Origin of the sequence: Sphingomonas sp. (genome assembly GCF_035998645.1) — a bacterium.
GTDB lineage: Bacteria > Pseudomonadota > Alphaproteobacteria > Sphingomonadales > Sphingomonadaceae > Sphingomonas.
The window spans coordinates 578577-594259 of sequence record NZ_DASYHL010000004.1; the positions used below are offsets into that span (position 1 = coordinate 578577).

Consider the following 15683-nt stretch of genomic DNA (forward strand, 5'->3'; position numbering starts at 1 on the left):
TGTGCACCATGTCGACGCTCGCCCCGCTCGCGGCAGCGCCCGCCCGGGCAGATACGGACAATGCCAGAGGATTTGGCGCTGCGGCGAGCGCGCAAGTGGGAGGCGCCGCCGACCCGCGTGCGCCGCTCGCGCGCGCCGAGACGTCGCCCGCTATCACGCCCCAGGGCGCCGGACCGGTGGATGCACCGATTGCCGCAGTGGTGGCGGCTGGCGTGACGGGCGATCCCAAGGATCCGGCGCGGGGAGCAACGCCGCAGGAGAATGCGGTCCTGTCGGCCCGGCTGCCGATCGTGGTCGAAGGGCGCCGGTTTCAAACGGTATTGGTAACCGCGACCGTGTCGGAGGTGCTGACGATATCGCCGGCCGCGCTGGCCGAATCCCTGCGCCCGATTCTTAGCGACGCGGCGCGGGAGCAGCTGGTCGCGCTCGGCTCCGGCCAGTTTCCGGTCGCGACCTTGGGCGAGCTGGGCTATCTCGTTCGCCTCAACCCCCAGAATTTGAGCGTTGCAGTTGACGTTCAGCCCGCACTGCGGGCGATCGAGCGTTTTTCGCTGATCGACATGGATCAGTATCCGGAATCCAAGCAGATCTATCCGGGCAATGTCGCCGGTGGCCTCACCGCGACGATGTCGGTGGTCGACAATTCAGATGACGGACTTGGGCCCACCGGGCGACTGGGTTTCTTCGGCTTTGCCAATGTCGGCGGGATGCGGGGCGTCAACATCGACTACGGAGGCACGTTCGACATCCAGGAAGGTCGAACGCGGTTCCAGCGCGACGCGATCCTGGCATTTGTCGATCGCCCCGAACAAGCCTTGCGCTATTCGGCCGGCGATCTGTTTCCGGCACTGCCCGCCCTTGCCGGTTCTTCGCCCTTTGTCGGGATTTCGCTGCAGCGGAACTATCAGCTGCTGCAACCCGCGCGGATCATCCGCCCGACCGGTCGACGCAGCTTTCTGCTGGAGAAGGCCGCGACGGTCGAGGTCTATTCCAACGGTACCTTGATCAACCGCTTTGCTGCGGGGCCGGGCCCGATCGACCTGGCGGACATTCCCGTCGCGAACATCACCAACAATATCGAGATCGTCGTCGAGGACGCGCTCGGTCGCCGAGAGCTCGATTCCTTCGCGCTGGCGAATGACGTGACGCTGCTGGGTGCCGGGCTGGACGAGTTTTCTGTGTCGGCGGGGTTCCTGCGCGACCCGAACCGCGATGGATACGCTTACAGCAACGACTGGGTGATGGCCGCCGGCTATATGCGGGGCGTCAGCGAGCGGCTGACCCTTGGGGCGCACGCGGCGATTACCAAGGAGCTTCAGAATGGTGGCGCTTCGGTCGCCTTCGCTGGGCTGGGCGGTGTGATCCTGATCGAAGGCGCGGCAAGCCGCGCAGTCGGTGACCGAACCGGCTTTGCGGCCAGCATTGGCTATCGCGGCGGCAATTTCCTGCCCAGCGGGACGAACGATGTTCTGACGGCGCGGCTCGATTATTCCAGCGAGGTGTTCTCAACGCTCGCCGATCCGACCAGCGCAGCGGATGATCGCTGGCGCGCCGCGGTCGATTATCGTTTCAATCTGACCGAAGACACGTCGGCGCTCGTCGGTGGCACCTATGCCGACCGACATTCCGTCGGTCGCGCCGACAAGTTCGTGACGGCCGGGATCAACCATCGCATCGGGCGGCTTCAGGCGTCGGTAACCGGGCGTCTGGGCCAAGACGCACTGGGCCGGACCGATGCCGGGGCGTTCTTCACGCTGTCGATGATTTTTGGCGACAGGACCATTGCCAGCGCCAGCTACGACACGCTGACCAACAATGGCCGGGTAGAATTTTCGCGCACCCGGCGCGCGCAAGCGCCCGACTATAGTTACCGCGTCGGGGTGGAAGGGCGCCCTGGCAATCGGCAGGCATTCGGCCAGGCGGCCTATACCCATTCCCGCTTCGAGGCGGATGCGCGGTTGATTGGCAATCTGGAAAGCGAAGGGGGGTCGCGTGGGCGCACCGCGGCCTTCCGGGTGCAAACCGGGCTTGCCTTCGCGGACGGCACGGTCGCCCTGGGGCGCGACCCGGGTCGGGGATTCTACATGGTTCGGCGTCACCCGAGCCTGGAAGCGGCGGATTTGGTGCTCTATCAGGGCCGATCCCAGAACCTGCCCCTCGCTACCAGCGGCACGTTGGGGCCGGCGATCGCTCCGGTGAATTCGCCTTATTTGCCCACCGAACTGACGGTCGTCGCCAACAATGTGCCGACTGGCTATGACGTGGGCGACACGCGCTTTGTCGTGTTGCCAGGCGCGCGCAGCGGCGTTGTGATCAACATCGGTAGCGATGCGTTTCGCTGGCGTCTGGCCACCTTGTATGTCGAGGGCGAGCCCGTCGATCTCAATTATGGCGAACTGGTCAACGTCGCCACCGGCACGAGTCAGTCCTTTTTCACCAACGCGACCGGCCGGGCGCGCTTTGCGGAGCTTGCGCCGGGCGTATATGAAATCCGCCTTGCCGGTCGTGCATTCCGGGGGCGTTTCACCGTCCTTAACTCCGATGCACCATTTATCGACATGGGGGTCATCAACCTGGAGCGAAGTCCATGAGAAACCGGTATCTCGCTTTCGCGGTCGCGGCACTGGCATTTGCAGCCGGGGACGCCGCTGCGTGTCCAGGCTATACCATTGCGATCAATCAGGTTTCGGGGACAAGCTACAGCCCGGTCGATACGGTAGATGCGCCCCTCGTGGTTCAACTGGTAGCGAACGGCGCACCCCTGCCGACGTCGTGCGAAACCCTGCCGGTGCGGATTGAGGGTGCACCGGGCGATCCGCGTCCGCTCCAGTTCAAGGGTGGAGGCGGCTCAGACCTTGTCGCAGACCTGATGCAAAGCACGGATGCCAGCATTGCCTTTTCCGCGCTGACGCTGTCGCCGGATGCGCGTGCCCGGCTGGTGCGCGGCCAGCCGGTCAATGTCCAGATCGGCCGCTTTCAAGCGGGTCAGTTTCTTCGCGCAGGGGTTTATACCGCGCTGTTGCGCGCGACCGCAGGCGCGACCGAAGTGAGCGAAGCGATGAGCGTTGCGGTTGAACCCGCGTTTTTGCTGCAGCTCTCGTCGCTCGATGGCGTCGAAGAAATCCTGCTCAACGGCGATCCGCAAACGGGCACCTCCGGGTCGACCGTGTTCTTTTACAAGACCAACACTAATTTGCGCGTTTCGGCCAGTTCGCTGAACGGCGGCGCGCTGGTGCATCAGCGGGGCGTCAGTGTCGGGCGAATTCCGTACAAGGCAACGCTTGACGGCGTGACGCTTAGTCTCTCGAACGGCAGTGCGAGCGTCGATTTCGGGTTCGTCCAGACCAATCTGCAGTCGCGCACGATCATGGTCGAGGTGCCGCCTGCGGGTCCGTTGGCCGCCGGGCGCTACGAAGACGTGATTACCTTCAGCTTTGCCGCCTATTAGCGGGCGTTCAGCGTGATGACCGGAGGCTCTGCATCGACCGGCGCGTCGAGCGTGATCGTAACCATCTGAAAACCGGGATTTTCGACGCTCACATTAAGTGCGCCGCTATCCGACGCGACGACAGCGGCGTTCTGGGCGGACACCGCAGCTACCTGGCCACGATTCGCATCAGCGAGCGTGAGCGTGTAGCGCTCGACATTGCAGGCGGTCCGGATTGCCACGTCTGCCGAGCCAGCGACCGAACTGACCGAAATGACCTTGCACTGCGGCTCGATCCGCGCGCGGAGGATTAGCGACACTTCCGCAGATGCCGCCGTTGGAGCCAACAGACCCACCATGCCAATCAAAGTTGCTAAAGATCGCATCGCCGCCTCCTGAACGGGGCGGTTTTATCGGGGAGTCGTTAACACCCCGGCCAAAACGCATAGTTAAAAACACGGATAGATTATGCGCGCCGCAAGCCGCTCTTCTTGACAATGAAAGCAACTGCCGCTGTAGAAGGAACGTCAGCCCCATCGCGGGCCGGTGAGCGTCGGTCCAGGATTGAGTCCGGTGAACGTCGCCGGGAAAACTACAGCAGCGTCTGGCAACGCGCGAAGCCCGGGATCAGCCAGTTGGCCCGCCACGCTGATTGATGCGGCTCCGGTGGGCTGGGTTCCCGCGTCGTGCGCGGCAGCGACCGGAGGCGCACGGGTGGCTGAGCAAGCAAATAGCGCATCGTCCGCAGTCCGCTCAACTGCAGCAGCATGAGTAGAGCGCCCGGCAAAACTTGGTCATTTCCGCGCTAGATGCCATCGATATATCCGAAACATGCGTCGAAGCTCGCGTAAGTTTTCCTGAACTTGATCGAGCTACCTAATCGGGCTGCCGCGAGTGATAATATTTATTTAACCTTAATGTATCGTAAGTCCTGATCGTCTTAATATTTTTAATAAATATTGCCTTCTTATGAAAGTTCCCGGGTTTTACGATTGGTCGTATCCCGCAACCATATTGAGGCAATGTGCTGGTGCTCCGTGATATTCGGCAGTTGGAAGCAAAGTTCGTCAGCTGTGAGGCGCGGGTGGCGCGGCTGCGAGACGAGCTTTCCGATCTGGCATCTGACCTGGGCGAACTCGGCGCGCTGCTGGGTAGGTTGACGGTTGAGGATGAGGACGACGATGTGCGCACGTTGCTGCGCGCGCATCAAATGGAGCTGATGCGGGCGCTGTCTGCCGTGACGCAGAGCGCGGTGCCGTCGATGCACGGGCAAGCGCAACCACAATTGCAATTTCCCTTTTTTCTGGACCCGCTCAAGCGTGAGGTCCGTATCGGCCGCCGCCGCATTTCATTCACCCCGCGCGAGTTCCAGGTCGTGGAGTTGCTATGGGAGCAAATGCCGTCCCCGGTTTCGCGCGCGGCAATGCTCGAGCGACTTTATGGAGCCGCCGGTTCGCGTTCCGAACGGGTGATCGACGTTCATATGTACAATATCCGGCAAAAACTGAGTCTGGCCGGGGCCACTGATGTGACGGTGCGAGCCATGACCGGAAGAGGCTGGAGACTGGATCTCAAGCTTGCCGATGGGATGTCCTTCGAGGACGCAACGCGCGGCGATCTCGCATAATCCATTGCCACGCGCACACCAGAACGGATTGGCCACCGCGATCTTCGCACCGGCGACGCCCCTCCGAGCGCACGCCGTTATCCGCGTGAGCAACTGACCAGCAGATCTTTGCGCCCAGAATATGTTTCGGCGCCTGCAAATGTCGGGATTTTGGCGGAGAAATGAAACGAGGAAGATTTGGGCCAATATTTTCGAATCGCGAATGATGGCCACCGCTCAGAAGTGAAGTCGTTACTTAGTTATTAACTATGACAGGCTAATCATTTTTATGAGTTGTGCGGTACATGCTAAGCGCTAACCGTGGAGCTTTCCAGATGAAGCGTACATCAGCTGCCGTCCTTGTCGCGCTCCTCACCGGACTGACCGCTCAGTCGGCTCATGCCGCAAGTGGCGACGCGCAAACTTCCGGCACGGTCACGATCACGGTTGAGATTCCCCCGTTCGCGGCGGGGCTCGCCGCGCAGGCGGAGGGGGCCGTCGGCCTGTGGACGATGATCGACAACCAGTCCACGCTTATGGTCAAATTGCCTGATACGGTCAGCAGCGACGATGGCGATGTACAGGCTGCGATCTTCACCGCGGTGAGCACGCCCTTCAGCGTTTCGGTCGCCGATATAGGTATGAACGTCGCTCTCCAGCGACCGACCGTGACTAATGGCCTGGTCCGCCATGGGTTTACGCTAAGACATTCCGGGACCGTAGCGTCTGCCAATGAAGCGATCCAGGACACGGCTACCTTTGTAATTTCCGGGGTCTGATCTCTGATCTCCCGATCTGGCACGTCGTTGATAATGCTGTCCGTTGACTCTTTGGCGGCCCATCTCGATTAAGACACGCCGCGATCAGGATTGATGGTCGGCGGTTTGTCGGTGGGGATTCTGGAATTGGCACGAGGACTCATAGTCTTTTGTTTGATGGCGGCTGGGGGATTTGCACCCTCTCCCGCATCAGCGCAGTTGGCGATCGACCGGCTGTGGGTCGATTTTGAACCAGGCGCCGCGAATCGCTCGGATCTGATTATCCGCAACGAGAGCGCCGACCGATATTACATCACAGTCAGCCCGGTTGAGGTCTTGTCTCCCGGGACAGCGGACGAGCAGCGCGTGGAGAACAGCGATCCCGAGCAGCTGGGCCTGCTCGTTTCGCCGAACCGATTGGTCGTCGACCCCGGCGGGATGCGCGCAATTCGCGTCGTCTCATTAAACGACTCAGTCACTGTCGATCGCGTCTATCGCATTCGGGTCACGCCACAGGTCGGCGAGATTCAGGCTGGCGATCCCGGCGCCGACGCGCGCGGGATGACTGTTAAGCTGCTCACCGCCTATGACGTCTTGGTCACGGTGCGCCCGCCCAAGCCCGAATCGGGGATCACCGCGACCCGCCTCGGGAATGAGGTGACCATTCGCAATGCAGGCAACAGCAACACGCTGTTGTTCGATGGCGTTGCGTGTTCGCCAGCGGCTGCGCAGGGCGGCGAAGAGAGCTGCGAAGAAATCGGGGCGCGGCGCCTTTACCCGGCGAACGAATGGAAGGTCACGCTCAAGGACCCGAACGCGAAGCTGAAATTTAAGGAGCGGCGCTACGCCTCTTCCGAGCCACGTGAAGTCGCTTTTTAACTTCCCTTAGCTTTCTCTGGGCAACATCAGACTGAATAAAGGCGCGGCGCTTAAGGTGTCCGCGCCTTTTCCTGCGCCCGCGAATCCCATTTTCGAACATTAACCATTGAAACTGAAAGACAATTTTGCACCCCGGGTTCTTAACAAGCGTTGACAGGTCTTAACATAAAATTTACTTCACCGACTCGGGACCGCTAATTTCAGCGTCGTCCAGTTAAGAACTGGGGATATATATGAAGAAGTTTCTTTGCGCCTCCGCGCTCGCTGTCGCCGTTGTCGCCTCGCCCGCACTGGCGCAGGATGGCAGCCTGAGCTCGACCAGCAGCTCGGCCGAAGTCGACATCTCGACCACCATCCCGAAGCTCGTCCGGATTTCGGGCCTGCAGGACATCACGCTGACTGCCAGCGCGACCGATCTCGCGAACACCAGCGGCGCTTACAATCGCGGCCAGACCTTCTGCGTTTATTCGAACGACACGATGGCCGGTCTCTACAAGCTGTCGGTCAATGGCCAGGCTGGCGCCGAGCTGAACACCGGTGAAGCGAAGTATGCCCTGAGCGGCCCGGAGGGTCAGACCCTTTCGTTCGCGCTGTGGACCTCGGATGTCGCCGCCAACGCCTATGCAGGTGGTACTGCAACCCCGGGCGTCGCCAAGTCGTTCAAGACCACCTCGGGCGGCCAGGCGCGCACGACCACGCTGAACTGCAATGGTACCGAGAACGCATCGATGAACGTCCGCTTTTCCAATTCGCGGATCCTCGCCGCAGTGGCGGGCACCTATACCGGCACCCTGACCTTCGTCGTCGAGGCGCTTTGATTTGGCGCGGCGGGGGCTTGTTGCCCCCGCCGCCACTTCTTGTTTTTTTTGGGGGGTAGCGGGATTGTCGAGCAGGGGCATCCTGATCTTGTCAGGAATGGCGCTGGCGGCCGCGCCGACCGCCATGGCTCAGGTCGCGCCCGCTGGATCGGACGCCTTCTCGGCGCCGGCGGCGCAGATTCGCGTGTACTCCAGCGACGGGCGCATTGCGCGTCGCAGCTTCGACCTGATCAATGGCACTGTTACCAATTTGTGCGTCGCGAGCAGCACTGGCCGCTACCGACTGCGGGTGACGAGTCTGTCGGGTGGCGTCATGCGCGGCGCCGATTTGGGCTCTGCGCTCGGCTATCGCCTCAAGTTTCGCGACGCTACCGGCGCCGAACAGATTAGGCAGATGGACGGCGTTGAAGTCGTGTTCGAGGGGCGCTCGCCCGGCAGCGCGGATTGCTCGCGTGGCGCTAACGCGGTCCTGTTTGCCGATAGTCCTGAGCAGAATCTGGCGGCCCCCGTCGCGGGATCTTACGCCGATCGGCTCATGCTGAGCGTCGAACCGCTTTGACTTCGATGCGGGGGCAGACGCCGGGGGGCAAGCGACACTACGGACGATGCCTGATAAGCGGGTGGGCGTTGGCGATCGCACTTGCATATGAAGCGTCGGCGCAAACCAGCCCGATGCCCTCCGAACCGGCTCCGGCGCAACAGCCATCGACCGCCGAACCGGCTCCTGTCGTGCGCACCGGCGTTCCGCCGGGCTTCGCCGATCTGAACAGCACGATCAGCACGTTATTCGATCTGACCTTTCAAGAGCGTCGCATCGGTTCTTTCGCGGGGCGGCTCGAGAACGGCACCTTCGTGTTCGAGGATCCGGCGGCGGTCGCCGCTGCGCTCGGCGATGCCGTCGAGCGCGCAGGCGTGGTCGAGTTCCTGTCGCAGCAGCTGCTCGCCAACGAACAATATCGCTGTCGGCCAGGTCAGCTTCCGATCACCGGATGCGGCATTCTTCCACAGGGCAGTTCGGGCGTCATCGTCAACGCCGACAATTTCGGGGTGACGCTGTTCCTCCCGCGTGAGCTGCTGCGGAGTCGGGTCGTTGAGGTGCGCGAACTCGGCGCGCCCATGTCAGGGCCTTCGCTGATCCAGAATGTGCGCTTCTCCGCTGCGTCGGTTGAAGGCAACGCGCTAAGTTACGGCGGAACCCTGTCGACCTTTGCAAGCATCGGGCGGACTGCGCTGGTTTCGCAGGCGACGCTGAGCAGCTTCAACGGGATGCGAAGCGAAGAAGCCTATGTCCAACATCTGTGGGGCGAGCGCAGGGCCGCAGCGGGGCTGCTGCAGGACTATCAGACGCTCACGCTCAACAGCTATCGGATGCTCGGCGCCGAATTCGGCTCCTTCTATGGCACGCTGATCGATCCCGCGAACGATCTGGCGACGCCGATCGAGGTGCTGTTGCCAAAGCGCGCGCAGGTCGAAATCTACCGGTTCGGCGTCCTCGTCGCCAGTGGTCTCTATGATGCCGGCCTCCAACTTATCGACACCCGGCCGCTGCCCGACGGGACCTACGAAATCCGCGTGGTCGTGCGCGATGGCGGACAGGTTCTGCTGGACCAGGTGCGGCCCTTCTCGCGGATCAACAGCGCGCTGCCGCCGGGCAAGCTGGGCTTTCGCGTGCGCGCTGGACAGCGGGTGCGGGACAGCGTCTTTTCATCCGGCTTTGCCGGGCAGGGCGACGGATTTTTGCCCCGTGTGACCGACGAGCTCGTCCTGTCGGGAGCGGTGCAGCGGCGTCTCGGACGATCTCTGCTCGGCGGGGTAACCGCGACCAGTTTTGGTTCGCGAATTTTTGGCGAGGCGACGCTGCAGGCTAACCGCGGCCGAATTAGCGCGCAGGCCGGCGTGGGCGGCGGATCCGGCGGCAGCTATTCGGTCGTGCTGAGCGGAAACGTTCAGTTTGCACGCATCAGCGCGAACGTGTCTGCGCGACGCATGCGCGGCGGCGATGACGCAATCGGCATCCCGGGACTGACGCGACCCGACCGGTATCAGCCGTTCTTCCGCAGCCAGGACACGGTATTTGGGTCGATCCAGGGCGTTGTTCTGGGCGGCTCGCTGAACCTCACCGGCAGCTATACCAAGGCCTCCGGCTTGCCGACACGGTACACCGCCGGCCTCCAATATACCCGGCAAGTGCGCATGCCGATGATCGGCAACGCATTGCTCTCTGCCGGGCTTGCGCGTTCGGATTTCGACACACGCTTCGGGGTCTCGGTCTCCTTCTTCCGCAGAATTGACCGCAAAACCACCGGCTCCTTTGCGGTGGGCGGCCAATATGTCCCTGAAGCGGGCCCTGACGGTGCCCGTCGCGGCTTCTCACCGGTGGCGGACGCGTCGATCGCGCGGACCGAACGATGGGGCTCGACCGACATTATTGGCGAGGTCGGTGCATCGACCGACGCGGATTCGGATCTCGCGATCGCGCGAATTCGGGCGCTCTCTGACTTGGGCACCGGCGACATTGCCGCGCAGTGGCAAGCGCGTGGCGCGAGCGGCAGCGCGTTGACCTACCAGTTCAATGGTGAGACTGGGTTCGCGATCGGCGGCGGCGCGATGAAGGTCGGGCTGCGCAGCCCTGCCGATGCGATGGTGATGCTCGATATCGGTCGCGTGCGTCAGCGCGACGGCGCGCCTGCGGATCCCGATTCAGGCGAGACGGGTAGCACCCGCGCCAGTTCAGACGGCGGCGCGCCGGTCGCCGATGGCGGGTATCGGGTGATGATCGATGGTCGTCCGGCGGATTTCATCGAGCCCGGCTCGCGCGTTGCGATCGGCGTCCAGCCGCTGCGTGAATATGTCGTGTCGCTGCGGCCCGAAGGTGCGCCGCAGTTCGATCTTGATACGACGCAGCGCCGGGTTGTCGTCTATCCCGGCAATGTCGTGCGCGTTCGGTTCGAGGCGCAGCGTGTGGTCAGCATGTTCGGCCAAGTGGTTGATGCCAATGGCCGCGGCTTGGGGTCTGCGCGTGTGGAAGCCGGCACCGATGTCGTCACTGCGGATGATCGCGGCTATTTCACGATTACCGCGCCGCTGTCGGCGACGATGACGATCCGCACCAAATCGGGTGATCTCTGCGCCCAGCGTGCGCTTGGGTCGCTCGTCGACACCAGCCAGCCATCCTTGCTTTATCGGTTCGGCCGGATCGCGTGCGGTCAGACCAGCGCAGCCGCGCAGCCGGTTCCCGCCGCCCCCCGGGGCGCCGCTCCGAAAACCGCAAAACCGGCGATCCCGGTCAGCGCGCGTGGCGGAGATGAACCCGCGACGCCCGCGCCCCCGCGTACCAGTGGGCTTAACATGCCATCGCGCGTTGCCGAACTGCTTGAGATCGCGCGCGCAGATCTCGAGCGCTTGGATCAGCTATTGGCCGCTCGTGCCACCGTGAAGCACGATAGTTAGAGCGTCTGAGCGCTTCAGCCGCGCCGAACCGAAATTCTCCAATGATCTGAGTGCCCATCTTTGTCCCCAGTGAGGCACCACCACCGGCTTCATCCGGACACTGCGATCGCCGCCGCGCAGTCCCCATCCGGCTGGTGTGGCTTGTCCTGGGTAGCCAGCAGACCCTAGCGCGCCCGGACCACGCCCGCTTCCACAAGGCGCTCGATCTGCTCGTCGTCGAGCCCACAGTCGCGCAGCACCTGGCGGCTGTCTGCGCCGAGCGGGTGGGGAGGGGTGTCGGGGGAGGGGGCGATTCCGTCGAAGGCCACCGGCTGCGGCAGCGTTCGGACTACGCCCTCAGGATACCCGTCCGGCACGTCGAAAAAGCCGATTTCGGTCAGATGCGGATCGGTCAGCAGGTCGCCCAGTTCCGCGATCCGTGAACAGGGCACGTCGCGCGCCTCCAGCGCCGCGATCCATGCATCGGTGGTTCGCGCGGGCAGTGCCTCCGCGACCAGTGCGTAGAGGGTGTCGATCTGCGCTGGGCGCTGGCGCGGGTCGGCGAACCAGTCCTGCGCGATCACGTCCTCGCGCCCGACCTCGATCAGGAACGCGCGCCACTGCCGGTCGGTATAGGGCAGCACCGCGATCCATCCGTCGGCGGTGCGGAACGGGCGGCGATTGGGCGAGAGGATGCGCGGATAGCCGACCGCGCCGTCCGCTTCGAAGGTCGCCGCCGCGAGATGCTCGTTGAGCAGAAACGCCGCCAGCGCCTCGAACATCGGCACCTCGACCTCGATCGGCCCCTCGCGCCCGTTGGCGCGCGCGACGAGTGCGGCGAGGATGCCATAGACCGCGTGCAGCGCCGCGACCTTGTCCGCGAGGATCGTCGGCACGAAGCGCGGGTCGCCCCCGGTCGCGGTGCCAAGTCCGGCAATGCCGCTCGCCGCCTGGATAATGTCGTCGAAGGCGGGGCGGTTGCGATAGCGGCCGCGCTGGCCAAAGCCGATTGCTGCGCAATGGACGATGCGCGGGTTGATCGCGGCGACGGCGTCGAAGCTGAGGCCCAGCCGCTCCGCCGCATCGACTCGCATATTGTGGAAGACCACGTCGGCACGCTCGATCAGCCGCGCCAGCGCCGCGCGCCCGTCCGCCGATTTGAGGTCGAGCGCGAGCATCTTCTTGTTGCGGTTGTTGTTGACGAACAGCGCGCCGCCGCCCGGCCCTGTCGGGTGGGCGTGGCGCGCGATATCCCCCTCCGGCGGCTCGACCTTGATCACCTCCGCGCCCAGGTCTGCGAGGATCTGGCCCGCATAGGGGCCGAGCACCACCGCACCGACCTCGATCACCCGGATACCCTCGAGCAGTGGCAGCATTTACCCGTCTCCCTCTCTTGACTTCAATTTCTATACAGGGACAAATAAGTCCACAAATAGAAATTATGGAGTCGGGATGTTCGACGGGTTTCGCTTCGACAGGCTGTTCATCGGCGGGGACTGGGTTGCGCCGATCGATGGCGGGGTGCGGCCGAGCATCGATCCGGCGACCGGCCAGCCTTGGGGCGATGTCGCCTGGGGCGGTGCGGCGGACATCGATCGCGCGGTGGCTGCGGCCAAGGCGGCGTTCGACGGCCCGTGGCGCCGGATGCCGCCATGGGAGCGCGCGGCACTGCTGCGGAAGTTCGCCGATCTCTATGCGACGCAGGTCGATGCGCTGGCGCAGATCGAGACGCGCGACAATGGCCGTGCGGTGCGGGAGTCGCGCGGCGATATCGGTCTGCACGCGCAATATTATCACTGGTTCGCCTCGCTCGCCGACAAATTGGGCGGGCGGACGATCCCGATGGACGACAGCGTCCATGCCTTCACCACCCGGCATCCGGTCGGAGTGGTCGGCGCGATCACGCCGTGGAATGTACCGATGATGGCGGCGGCGTGGAAGCTCGGCCCGGCGCTGGCGGCCGGTTGCACCGTCGTGCTCAAGCCTGCGGAATCGACCCCCGCATCGTCGCTGGCGCTGGCGAAGCTGTTCGAGGCGGCGGGGTTCCCGCCCGGCGTCGTCAATGTCGTTCCCGGCGATGGCACCGTCGCGGGCGCGCGGCTGGTCGCGCATCCCGATGTCGCCAAGATCAGCTTCACCGGCGAAGGATCGACCGCCAAAACGATCCTGAAGGCGGGCGCCGATACGCTGACCCGCTGCACCTTCGAGCTGGGCGGCAAGGCGCCGCATATCGTCTTCGCCGATGCTGATATTGAGAACGCACTCAACGCCGCGACCGGCTCGGCCTGGGCTTTGTGCGGACAGAGCTGTGCGCTCGGCAGCCGCGTGCTGGTCGAGCGCCCCATCTATGCCCAAGTCGTCGAGGCGTTTCGCGAACGCGCCGGGCGGGTGCGCGTCGGCATGCCGCTCGACCCCGCAACACATATGGGTCCGCAGGCGCATGCACAGCAGCTCGACAAGACTTTGTCCTATGTCGGTATCGGCCAGGCCGAGGGTGCGCAGTTGATCACCGGCGGCAATCGCATCGATCGCGACGGGCTGGCGAACGGCTATTTCGTCGAACCCACCGTCTTTGCCGATGTGCGCGCCGACATGCGGATCGCGCAGGAGGAAATCTTCGGCCCCGTCGCCGCGATCATCCCCTTTGACGGCGAGGATGAGGCGGTGAGCATCGCCAACTCGACCCCCTATGGCCTCGCCGCCGGCCTGTGGTCGTCGGACACTGGGCGCGCACATCGCGTGGCGGCGCGGATCGAGGCCGGCATGGTCTGGGTCAACACCTATCGCTACATCCGCTGGTCCACCCCCTATGGCGGGGTGAAGCAAAGCGGATGGGGCCGCGAGAACGGGATCGAGGGGCTCGATCCGTTCCTCGAAACCAAGACCACCATCGTTTCCACCACGGGGAAGTTCCCCGATCCGTTTGTTTGATCCAGCTGCGCTGGATGCACGGTGCCGGCCCGCTCCCCCACCCGGCCCCCCATCAAAGATACCCTGAAGTGGGTGGCCGGGTGGGGGAGCGGGCCGGCACCGCAGAACCGAGGAAACCAACATGCGCCTGAACGGCAAGCTTGCCATCGTTACCGCCGCCGCATCCGGCATGGGCCGCGCCGGCGTCGAACGCTTCGTGCGTGAGGGCGCGAAGGTCGCCGCGATCGACATCAGTGCAGACGCGCTCGACGGCGTCGTCGCGGAGTTCGGCGCGGACAAGGTGACCGGCATCCCCGCCGACCTGCTCGACCCCGAACAGGCAAAGGGCAGCATCCACGCCGCCGCGCAATGGCTGGGCGGCGCGGATATCCTGTGGGCGCATGCCGGCATGCCCGGCCCGGCATCGGTCGAGAACCTCGACCTCGACGCCTATCGTCGGGCGATCGACCTCAACGTCACCGCTGCCGCATTGGGGGCGGGGCAGGTGGCGCAGTATATGCGCCAGCGTGGCGGTGGTTCGATCATCTTCACCGCCTCGGTCTCCGGCCTGGTCGGGTCGATGATGAGCCCGATCTATTCCGCCGCGAAATGGGGCGTGGTCGGGCTGACCAAGAGCCTCGCGCTCGCGCTCGCCGCCGATGGCATCCGCGTCAACGTAGTGTGTCCCGGCCTTGCCGACACGCCGATGAAGACCGGCTTTACCGGCCGCAGCGGCGATCCGGCCGAGGCCGCGGCGAACGAGGCGAAGCTGATCGCGAATGTGCCGATGGGCCGGCTGGTGCAGGCGGGCGAGATCGCCGACGCGGCGCTGTGGCTGGCGTCGGATGAGGCGAGCTTCGTCACCGGCGTCGCATTGCCGGTCGATGGCGGCTTCACGGCGCGTTGACAGTGCGCGGCGGGGGCGAGACATCAGGCTATGACCACCGTCCGCCAAGCCGCCAACGCGCTCGAGATTCTGGAATATTTCGCACGCCGGCTGAAACCGGCCACCCCGGCGGAGATGGCGGACGATCTTGGCTGGCCGCGCTCGAGCACGTTCAAGCTGATCGGCACGCTCGCCGGGATGGGCTATCTCTACGAGCCACGGACCCGCGGCGGCTATTATCCCAGCCCGCGCTGGCTGACGCTGGCGCAGGCGGTGACCGATGCCGAGCCCTTGCCCGAGAAGTACCAGACGCTCGCCCGCGACCTGATGGAAGCGACTGGCGAGACGGCGGCGATCTCGGCTCCGGCGGGCATCTTCGCGACCTTTGTCGATGTGGCGGAATCGCGTCAGCCGGTGCGCTACTTCGCGCGGGTCGGCGATCGCGTGCCGATCCACGCCACCTCGGCGGGCCGCGCGCTGCTGTCGCGGATGCCGCGCGCGGAGCGGGAGAAATTGTACCGCAAGATCGACTTCGTCGCCTATGCGCCGACGACCCCGGCCAGCCCGGATGCGGTCGAGGCCCGGCTGGCCGAGGCCGAAGCGATGGGCTGGCACCAGAGCAATACCGAGTACACTCCCGATCTGGCCGGCATCGCGATGCCGCTGCCCGGCGAGGACCGGTTGTTGTCGGTGGTTGTGGTGGGACCGGTGTCGCGCTGCCTCGAGCGGCGCGCCGACATGGCAGCGGTGGTCGCGGACCGGCTGAAGCGGCTGAAGTAAATCAATTCCTCCCCGGAACGGGGAGGGGGACCGCCGAAGGCGGTGGAGGGGCCGCCGCGCACACGGCGGTGTTCCTTGCCGCCCGTACCGCCGTCTGCGCGGCGGCCCCTCCGTCAGCGCTGCGCGCTGCCACCTCCCCGTGCCGGGGAGGAATTAGCCAGAATCACAAATCAGCGCGCACGAGCGCGCC

General features: G+C 64.4%; 13 protein-coding genes. 11 read left to right on the plus strand and 2 right to left on the minus strand.

All coding sequences use genetic code 11. The annotated features are described in order from the left end of the window. Window positions 1–8: 8 nt before the first annotated feature. Window positions 9–2591 carry a fimbria/pilus outer membrane usher protein gene (locus VGN66_RS12155; RefSeq protein WP_327519073.1) on the plus strand — a complete coding sequence of 861 codons (2583 nt, stop codon included), beginning with the start codon at window positions 9–11 and terminating at the stop codon, window positions 2589–2591. Continuing rightward, window positions 2588–3448 (plus strand): hypothetical protein, encoded by an 861-nt coding sequence (locus VGN66_RS12160; protein WP_327519074.1) that lies wholly within the window; start codon window positions 2588–2590, stop codon window positions 3446–3448. Before VGN66_RS12155 ends, VGN66_RS12160 begins: the two co-directional genes overlap by 4 nt. Here VGN66_RS12160 and VGN66_RS12165 read toward each other — a convergent pair. After that, window positions 3445–3747 (minus strand): hypothetical protein, encoded by a 303-nt coding sequence (locus tag VGN66_RS12165; RefSeq protein ID WP_327519075.1) that lies wholly within the window; start codon window positions 3745–3747, stop codon window positions 3445–3447. The genes VGN66_RS12160 and VGN66_RS12165 overlap by 4 nt on opposite strands. A gap of 704 nt (window positions 3748–4451) precedes the next feature. Between VGN66_RS12165 and VGN66_RS12170 the strand changes: the two genes are divergently transcribed. From VGN66_RS12170 to VGN66_RS12195, 6 genes are all read left to right on the plus strand, one after another. Next, window positions 4452–5054: a winged helix-turn-helix domain-containing protein gene (locus VGN66_RS12170; protein WP_327519076.1), complete on the plus strand. Its 603-nt coding sequence runs from the start codon at window positions 4452–4454 to the stop codon at window positions 5052–5054. Window positions 5055–5368: 314 nt separating this feature from the next. Then, window positions 5369–5812, plus strand: a complete 444-nt coding sequence (locus VGN66_RS12175) for a hypothetical protein (RefSeq protein ID WP_327519077.1) — start codon at window positions 5369–5371, stop codon at window positions 5810–5812. 93 nt (window positions 5813–5905) lie between these two features. Continuing rightward, complete coding sequence (locus VGN66_RS12180) at window positions 5906–6670, plus strand: hypothetical protein (protein ID WP_327519078.1); 765 nt, start codon at window positions 5906–5908, stop codon at window positions 6668–6670. Window positions 6671–6903: 233 nt separating this feature from the next. Continuing rightward, window positions 6904–7488, plus strand: coding sequence for a hypothetical protein (locus tag VGN66_RS12185; RefSeq protein WP_327519079.1), 585 nt, complete (start codon window positions 6904–6906; stop codon window positions 7486–7488). Window positions 7489–7612: 124 nt separating this feature from the next. Further along, window positions 7613–8047 carry a hypothetical protein gene (locus VGN66_RS12190; protein WP_327519080.1) on the plus strand — a complete coding sequence of 145 codons (435 nt, stop codon included), beginning with the start codon at window positions 7613–7615 and terminating at the stop codon, window positions 8045–8047. A 113-nt stretch (window positions 8048–8160) separates the two neighbouring features. Continuing rightward, entirely contained in the window at window positions 8161–10938 is a 2778-nt protein-coding gene (locus VGN66_RS12195; protein ID WP_327519081.1) for a TcfC E-set like domain-containing protein, read from the plus strand. A 164-nt stretch (window positions 10939–11102) separates the two neighbouring features. Here the strand turns inward: VGN66_RS12195 and VGN66_RS12200 are convergent, their stop codons facing one another. Next, window positions 11103–12293: a CoA transferase gene (locus VGN66_RS12200; protein ID WP_327519082.1), complete on the minus strand. Its 1191-nt coding sequence runs from the start codon at window positions 12291–12293 to the stop codon at window positions 11103–11105. Window positions 12294–12369: 76 nt separating this feature from the next. On the opposite strand from VGN66_RS12200, the gene VGN66_RS12205 reads away from it, so the two are divergent. The 3 genes from VGN66_RS12205 to VGN66_RS12215 all read left to right on the plus strand — a co-directional run bounded on the left by VGN66_RS12205 (window position 12370) and on the right by VGN66_RS12215 (window position 15493). Continuing rightward, window positions 12370–13848, plus strand: coding sequence for an aldehyde dehydrogenase (locus tag VGN66_RS12205; protein WP_327519083.1), 1479 nt, complete (start codon window positions 12370–12372; stop codon window positions 13846–13848). Window positions 13849–13969: 121 nt separating this feature from the next. Then, the gene (locus VGN66_RS12210) at window positions 13970–14734 is read left to right on the plus strand and encodes an SDR family NAD(P)-dependent oxidoreductase (RefSeq protein WP_327519084.1); all 765 of its coding nucleotides are present in this window, start codon (window positions 13970–13972) and stop codon (window positions 14732–14734) included. A 30-nt stretch (window positions 14735–14764) separates the two neighbouring features. Then, window positions 14765–15493, plus strand: coding sequence for an IclR family transcriptional regulator (locus tag VGN66_RS12215; protein WP_327519085.1), 729 nt, complete (start codon window positions 14765–14767; stop codon window positions 15491–15493). Window positions 15494–15683 lie beyond the last annotated feature (190 nt).

Excerpts from the sequence above, each read along its gene's own strand:
- VGN66_RS12155 (WP_327519073.1), top strand. The coding sequence starts at position 9 with ATGTCGACGCTCGCCCCGCTCGCGGCAGCGCCCGCCCGGGCAGATACG.
- VGN66_RS12160 (WP_327519074.1), top strand. The coding sequence starts at position 2,588 with ATGAGAAACCGGTATCTCGCTTTCGCGGTCGCGGCACTGGCATTTGCA.
- VGN66_RS12175 (WP_327519077.1), top strand. The coding sequence starts at position 5,369 with ATGAAGCGTACATCAGCTGCCGTCCTTGTCGCGCTCCTCACCGGACTG.
- VGN66_RS12180 (WP_327519078.1), top strand. The coding sequence starts at position 5,906 with ATGGTCGGCGGTTTGTCGGTGGGGATTCTGGAATTGGCACGAGGACTC.
- VGN66_RS12185 (WP_327519079.1), top strand. The coding sequence starts at position 6,904 with ATGAAGAAGTTTCTTTGCGCCTCCGCGCTCGCTGTCGCCGTTGTCGCC.
- VGN66_RS12190 (WP_327519080.1), top strand. The coding sequence starts at position 7,613 with ATGGCTCAGGTCGCGCCCGCTGGATCGGACGCCTTCTCGGCGCCGGCG.
- VGN66_RS12195 (WP_327519081.1), top strand. The coding sequence starts at position 8,161 with ATGCCCTCCGAACCGGCTCCGGCGCAACAGCCATCGACCGCCGAACCG.
- VGN66_RS12200 (WP_327519082.1), bottom strand. The coding sequence starts at position 12,293 with ATGCTGCCACTGCTCGAGGGTATCCGGGTGATCGAGGTCGGTGCGGTG.
- VGN66_RS12205 (WP_327519083.1), top strand. The coding sequence starts at position 12,370 with ATGTTCGACGGGTTTCGCTTCGACAGGCTGTTCATCGGCGGGGACTGG.
- VGN66_RS12210 (WP_327519084.1), top strand. The coding sequence starts at position 13,970 with ATGCGCCTGAACGGCAAGCTTGCCATCGTTACCGCCGCCGCATCCGGC.
- VGN66_RS12215 (WP_327519085.1), top strand. The coding sequence starts at position 14,765 with ATGACCACCGTCCGCCAAGCCGCCAACGCGCTCGAGATTCTGGAATAT.